Here is a 1000-nt window from a genome sequence, read left to right on the forward strand (position 1 = left end):
GATTATGGAGTAAGACTATAATCTTAAGTTGAGATTTGTCATTTTGAGAATCAGTATAAAACTGACTAAAACGGCCAAATTATCAAGCTAAAATAACCAGTTATCTACTAAGACTAGGATTAACGATCGAGTTGGTAGATTTCCAACAACTTCGGGACAACAGCTTGTGGCGAATATTGGTGTTTGACCGTTTCTATCGCGTTACTTCTGAGAGAGTCACGTTGTTCAATCGACAATGATATCCACAAAGATAAAAACTGTTCTAGTTCAGCTTCTGAATTGGCGAGGTAGCCGTTAACTTGGTGCTCGATGAGTTTAGGCAAGTTACCAACTGAGGTGGCGAGGACAGGAATGCCGCGAATCATGGCTTCTAATGCCGCCATAGGTAAGCCTTCAAAGCGGGAAGGGATGATTAACAAATCGATTTGGCTCCAAACGTCGTCCATATTGGTTTGATGCCCATGAAAGGTAACATTATCAGGCTGCGATTTAACTAACGCTTCCATTTCTGGCCCGTCACCAAAAAGCTCAAACCGAACATCAGGAAACGGTTTGGCTAATGCGACAAATCGATCAGGCGCTTTTTCGTGGCTTAATCGTCCCACAAAGCCAACATGGAATGGGCTTGATGAAGGGGACTTTGTTAATCCGGTTGGGACCTTAACAAAGTTATTCAATTGATGGGTTTTACTCGGCACTTTCGCTTTAATCTTCTCACTGACCACGAGCGACTGATCAGAAAGAAAGCTGCTGTAACGGTCGAGCCAGTCATAAAGCCATACTTTGCCTGTTGGGGTTTCACCTGCATGATAAGTGGTGATTTGTTTGGTGTTGTTTAAACGAGGTGGGAGCTTTATTAGTTTGCTGACCAAACTGGCTTTGTAACCATGAGCATGGATAAGTCTTGGCTCATAATAATGAGCTGCACGTTTAAGCTGTGTCGCGCTATTGCCGCTTGAATCTGCAGAGTATGAGGCTAAATCGGAGAGGTAACTATAAG

General features: G+C 43.2%; 1 protein-coding gene. It reads right to left on the minus strand.

Annotated elements, in window-relative coordinates:
* Positions 1 to 119: 119 nt before the first annotated feature.
* On the minus strand, positions 120 to 1000 hold an 881-nt coding region (locus AB4496_RS18985), incomplete at its 5' end, for a glycosyltransferase family 4 protein (RefSeq protein ID WP_372131627.1).

The sequence above is a fragment of the Vibrio sp. 10N.222.46.A1 genome, assembly GCF_041473595.1.
In the GTDB taxonomy this organism is placed as follows: domain Bacteria; phylum Pseudomonadota; class Gammaproteobacteria; order Enterobacterales; family Vibrionaceae; genus Vibrio; species Vibrio tasmaniensis_A.